Raw genomic sequence first — 5,150 nt, forward strand, 5'->3', positions numbered from 1 at the left:
CGAAGGGATGACCAACTTGACACTGATCCGATATATCGTTATACTTCCCAGAAAACGATATATCGGATTGAGGGGGTAGGCTTGACAGCCCTGAAAGGATCGTGTTATTCTTTGATCTGGTCAATAATTGTTACCGCCAGTAATTGGTAGGATCAATGGATTGACCGAGGCGACCGATCAATGGTGTAGAGAGAAAGGAAGCGATCAGGGGTCATGGAGAGAGAGACCGATGGTGAAAGGCAGGTGCTGCATCTGGAGGAGCAGGCGGAGCGCTTTGCGGCCCTCTTCAATCAGGTTCAGCGGGCACTGGGGGCAAATTTCAAGCGTTTGCCGCAGCATGGGGCGATGGTGAGCATGACCCAGTTCATGGTTTTGGGCTTGCTGCAACGGGCCCAGCAGGAAGGGGGGGAGCCATACACCATCGGTCTCCTGGCCAATCGCCTCGACCTGGACCCGGCGACGGTAGTGCGAGCCGTCGACAGTCTAGAGCGGCGGGGGCTGGTCATCAGGCGACGTGATCAGCAAGACCGTCGTCAGGTCTTTGTGGAATTCACTGATTCTGGAAAAGCCTTGCGTCAGCATATGGCGCAGCAGATGAAAGAGCAGCTCAAGGCGGTCTTCAGCCTGATGAGTGAAGAGGGGCGAGTTGCCCTTCTGCGTGGGCTAGAAGAGCTGGCCGGAGTGATAGCTGAGAGAGCTGAGAGAGAAGGAGAGACACATGGCAGACATGGCTGCTGAAGAGCAGGCAATGCGGGAAGATCAGCTGAACGGTCGCTTTCAGTCGCCGGCGGATCTACAGCTAGCCGTAGCGAGCGAGGGGGTACGTCCAAGTGGCCCCCCTATTATTGAAGTGGAGGGCCTGACTCGCCACTATGGCAAGCTCGAGGCGGTTAAGGGCATTTCCTTCGAAGTCTACCCGGGGGAGATCTTTGGTTTCCTTGGTCCCAATGGGGCCGGCAAGTCGACAACGATTAACATGCTTTGTACCTTGTTGCGCCCTACAGCGGGGCGAGCGCGCATTGCCGGCTATGACATTGTGACGCAGCGCAACAAGGTGCGCGAGTCGATCGGCCTCATCTTTCAGGACCCGAGCCTTGACGATCGCCTGACCGCGGATGAGAACCTGCGCTTTCACGCCACTGTTTATGGCCTGCCAGCGTCGGTCAGCAAGCAGCGCCGTGAGGAGCTGCTCAAGATGGTCGATCTCTACGACCGACGTGATCAGCTCGTGCGTACCTTCTCGGGAGGCATGAAGCGCCGTCTAGAGATCGCGCGTGGTCTCTTACACTATCCGCGCGTCCTCTTTCTCGATGAGCCGACCATCGGTCTCGATCCACAAACGCGCTTGCATCTCTGGTCATATATTCTGAATCTGCGTCAGCAAAAGCAGATCACGATGTTTTTGACTACTCACTATATGGATGAAGCCGAATATTGTGATCGAATTGCCATTATTGATCATGGCCAGATCGTGGCGCTGGACACGCCGAGTCGGCTCAAGGACATGGTAGGGGGCGACGTCATTCGTCTGAGAACCAGCGATAATGCTCTGGCGGCGCAGCAGATCAAGGAGCATTTTGGAGTGGAGCCGCGCGAGAACAAGGGCGAATTGATTTTCGAGATCACGGGCGGAGAGGAGCTGGTCCCGCGCATCGTCGAAAAGGTAACAGCACGGATCGCCTCGATCAGCGTGCGGCGCCCGACCCTTGACGACGTCTTCATTAAGCTGACGGGGCGTGAGATCCGTGATGAAGAGGCGGACGCCAGAGAGCAGATGCGTGGCTTCATGCGCTCGCGCCGCTGGGCAAGGAGGTAAGCACGATGGCAACTGTAGCGACACCGCAACCGGCACAGCTAGAGAGGGCACTAACGCCGATCAATGGGCCGTTCCGGCGCAATCTGAACACGATTTTCATCATCTGGTACCGTGAGGTTCTGCGCTTTGTGCGCGACTGGATACGTATCATCACCTCGCTGGCCCAGCCCTTAATGTTTTTGTTCATCTTTGGTTCGGGCCTCTCGAACAGTCTGAACGTGATGGGAGGTCAGACCAATCTGCCGCCAGGGACGCCGACCCTCGATTTCCGTACCTTCCTCTTCCCGGGCGTCTTGAGCATGACGGTGCTCTTTACCTCGATTTTCTCGGCGATCTCGATTGTCTGGGATCGCGAGTTTGGGTTTCTGCGTGAGATGCTGGTGGCGCCGATCTCGCGTACGTCGCTGGTGCTGGGGAAGGCTTTCGGGGGCAGTACGATCGCTATGTTGCAGGGAACGATCATGCTGATCTTTGCGCCGCTGGTGGGGGTGAATCTGAGCGTTGGTCTGGTGGTCAAGTTGATGCTGGAGATGCTGCTCTTGGCCTTCTCTCTGACGTCGCTGGGCATTGTCATTGCTTCGCGCATGAAGTCGATGGAAGGCTTCCAGATGATTATGCAGTTCTTCCTCATGCCGATGTTCTTCCTGAGCGGGGCGCTCTTCCCCCTGCGCAATCTGCCCGACTGGTTGGCCTTCCTGACGAAGATTAACCCGGTGACGTATGGGGTGGACCCGCTGCGGCAGGCAGTGCTGCGTGCTCTGAATCTGCCACAGTTTGTCTTGGATGCGCTCGGGCTAGGGGTGAAGATCTTCGATACGACACTGTCAACGTCGGTGGAGCTGGCGATTGTGGCGGTGCTGGGGCTGATCTTTATTGTCTGGGGGGCGCTGGCCTTCAATAAGCAGGATTAGAGGCGGGAGCTGCCTGCCAGCCTGAAGCCTGGCGCTCTGGACCAGGCAGGCAACTTTCTGGAAGAAGGGGCCGGTATCTTTTGCCTTTGAGGCGAGGATACCGGCTTGCTGCTTGTGACCATAGCCCTGCCTGGCTCAGTCTCTCTCGGCGCCGCCGACCCCGTCGCTGCATGGCACCCTTCCAGGCTGCTGCTTTCAAGACGTCATAATTCACCCACAATACTTCTTGCCTGGGAGTCTTCTTCGAATGGCAGAGCTTTACTGGTGCCTCTATGCATCTCCAATCGCGATAAAGATGATCAAGGAGATCGCAGTGGTAGCCAGAGAGGGCGACCTTGCCTTTCACACTGTGCAGTACCTCTGCCAGACGGCGATGATCATCGTCGCTCATTTCATGAGCATAGGCATTGGCGTCCCCACGGACATCGTGTGGATAGGGAGGGTCGCAGTAGAAAAGGGTTTCCTCGCTGTCGTAGCGCTCGATGACATCGATCGCAGGGGCATGTTCAATTTGCACGCGCAGCAAGCGTTGGGCAATTTCGGCCAGTCCCTCGACGCTGCCCAGCCAGCGTGAAACGGCCCCTGCCATCCCGGCGCGGCTGGTCAGGATGCAGTGCGCCCAGCGTCCGGCGCTGGCGGACTGCGCCAGCCCGGTGCGTACCTGGCGGGCGCGGATGAAAAAGCGTCGGGCTCGCTCCAGATCTGAGAGGCCTTCCGACGCTTCGCTGCAGGCGCGTTCGAATTCCTCGCGCGAGAAGGGCGTCAGGCCAATGGCCTCGATCAGGGCCTCTTTCTGCTCGCGCAAGACGCGGAAGAAATTGACAACCTCGCTGTCGAGGTCATTGTAGGTCTCTACCGCTGATGGCTCGCGGTTGAGCAGGACGGCAGCAGAGCCGCCAAAAGGTTCGCAGTAGTGGGTGGTCTTGGGCAGCAATGGTAAGAGCCAATTGAGATGATTAAATTTCCCCCCGTACCAGCCAAAAGCGATCAGTCTTTTTGTTCCATTGTGTCCCATGCCAGCCGCCTCAATACGCTTGAAATAGAAGAGTACCTTTGATCCGCCGCTTTGGATTCCCGCGCGGCTAAAACCGCGGCGGCGAATACTGTCAATTAGGCAGTATAGACCACAGTTGCCTGGCCTTTGCAAGAGTCTCTGTAGCGAGAGGCTTATCCCTGCGCAGCTTCTGGCCAGCGATCCAACGGTGCCGGGTGAGACCCTGACTCCTTGTGCTCTCTGGGTCCGGATAGAGGGCGAAGATAGCCAGGGTCTGTCTGTATCTCCTTGGCTGGCCTTGTGGAGCAGAGCAAGGTGGCTGGTGGCCCTAGAGAGAGAAAGTCTCCTCGGCGAGAGGAGCGCACGACGGCATAGGAGAGGCCGAAGCGGGTCAGCAACTGCTGCAAGGAGGGCGGCAGGAGACCTTCATCGGCGACGCGCAGCAGGCCGAGCAGCAGGGGGCCGAGACTGATGTGCTGTGCGCTGTGCTGGCGGGCCTCGTCTTTGGCGAGAGCGAAAATGCGCTGCAGGGCGGCATCGGGGACAAGGAAGGTCTCGATCCCCACGATGGGATAGCCACGCTCGTGGGCCTCTTCTCTGGCAGAGGCGAGGGCCTGCTGCAGGGCTGGGTCAAGCTGCCACGGCAGCTACAGGGCAGAGCTTTCCTGCTCCAGCAGGGTTTCGACAGCGGGGGCGATCAGAGCGCTGGAAGGGCCGGCTGGGAACAGGTAGAGGTCCCACGTCTGGGACGCGCAGAAAGCGAGCAGGAGGTGGAAAGGAGTGAGCACAGCGTGACCCCGTTGGCTGGCAGCCTCTAGTGCTGCTCTCAGGCAGAAGTAGGCTTCTCTGGAGAAGCCGAGTCCCAGGTCACGCTCCCGCGGTTCGGCCAGGGGAGGGATCTCCTTTCAGAGGCAGGAGGCAGCAGCAACCAGCGAACCGGCGTAGAGGGCAGGCGGCAGCCCAATTGCTGTAGCCTGCCCTCTAGGAGTAATGGGGTCTCGTCCCGCACTGGTCCTGGAAAGCTACTCCACGACTTGCCTGACTCGCGGGGGGCAACCAGACTAGCGCGGCTGCAAGAACAAGCGGCCCTCCATATTCTCCTCGATCGTCTGGCGCTCGAAGAGCATCGGATGATGTTCCGTACGCAGCCAGGGACGCACAAAGTCACCATAGTGGCGGCTGCCGGGATGGCCCGACTGCCCGGGGGCATGGCCCGAAAGCGAAGCATTCAGATCGGCCAGGTTTACAATCTGGCGATACGAAGGCACAATCACCACCTGCTCCGGCTGGTTCGGCAGCACCGCGCCCATAAAGACCGTATCGATATCGCCGCCCGCTGGATAGGGGCCACGGTTGAACAGCTTATCGAGCGGCTTCACATTCCCCAGCGGATGCTGATAGGTCAGGCGGTGAATCGCTCCATACTGCC

Annotated in this window: 6 protein-coding genes; 4 read left to right on the forward strand and 2 right to left on the reverse strand. The window is 58.8% G+C overall.

Translation table 11 applies throughout. The features are described 5' to 3' along the window. Positions 1-213: 213 nt before the first annotated feature. From IRZ24_RS16495 to IRZ24_RS16505, 3 genes are read left to right on the forward strand one after another with little or no spacing between them, the layout of a single operon-like run. On the forward strand, positions 214-738 hold the full coding sequence (locus tag IRZ24_RS16495; protein WP_297166493.1) for a MarR family transcriptional regulator: 525 nt from the start codon (positions 214-216) through the stop codon (positions 736-738). Continuing rightward, complete coding sequence (locus IRZ24_RS16500; RefSeq protein ID WP_297166496.1) at positions 719-1,816, forward strand: ATP-binding cassette domain-containing protein; 1,098 nt, start codon at positions 719-721, stop codon at positions 1,814-1,816. The genes IRZ24_RS16495 and IRZ24_RS16500 overlap by 20 nt, the downstream gene beginning before the upstream one ends. A gap of 5 nt (positions 1,817-1,821) precedes the next feature. After that, positions 1,822-2,727 (forward strand): ABC transporter permease, encoded by a 906-nt coding sequence (locus IRZ24_RS16505; RefSeq protein WP_297166499.1) that lies wholly within the window; start codon positions 1,822-1,824, stop codon positions 2,725-2,727. On the opposite strand, the gene IRZ24_RS16510 is transcribed toward IRZ24_RS16505, so the two are convergent. Then, positions 2,711-3,742: a DNA adenine methylase gene (locus IRZ24_RS16510; RefSeq protein WP_297166501.1), complete on the reverse strand. Its 1,032-nt coding sequence runs from the start codon at positions 3,740-3,742 to the stop codon at positions 2,711-2,713. The genes IRZ24_RS16505 and IRZ24_RS16510 overlap by 17 nt on opposite strands. A gap of 452 nt (positions 3,743-4,194) precedes the next feature. Between IRZ24_RS16510 and IRZ24_RS16515 the strand changes: the two genes are divergently transcribed. Further along, the gene (locus IRZ24_RS16515) at positions 4,195-4,539 is read left to right on the forward strand and encodes a hypothetical protein (protein ID WP_297166504.1); all 345 of its coding nucleotides are present in this window, start codon (positions 4,195-4,197) and stop codon (positions 4,537-4,539) included. A 243-nt stretch (positions 4,540-4,782) separates the two neighbouring features. Here the strand turns inward: IRZ24_RS16515 and IRZ24_RS16520 are convergent. Further along, the coding region (locus IRZ24_RS16520; RefSeq protein ID WP_297166506.1) for a penicillin acylase family protein at positions 4,783-5,150 on the reverse strand (368 nt) is incomplete at its 5' end.

Source organism: Thermogemmatispora sp. (assembly GCF_019683755.1).
Lineage (GTDB): Bacteria > Chloroflexota > Ktedonobacteria > Ktedonobacterales > Ktedonobacteraceae > Thermogemmatispora.

Excerpts from the sequence above, each read along its gene's own strand:
- IRZ24_RS16500 (WP_297166496.1), top strand. The coding sequence starts at position 719 with ATGGCAGACATGGCTGCTGAAGAGCAGGCAATGCGGGAAGATCAGCTG.
- IRZ24_RS16495 (WP_297166493.1), top strand. The coding sequence starts at position 214 with ATGGAGAGAGAGACCGATGGTGAAAGGCAGGTGCTGCATCTGGAGGAG.
- IRZ24_RS16505 (WP_297166499.1), top strand. The coding sequence starts at position 1,822 with ATGGCAACTGTAGCGACACCGCAACCGGCACAGCTAGAGAGGGCACTA.
- IRZ24_RS16510 (WP_297166501.1), bottom strand. The coding sequence starts at position 3,742 with ATGGGACACAATGGAACAAAAAGACTGATCGCTTTTGGCTGGTACGGG.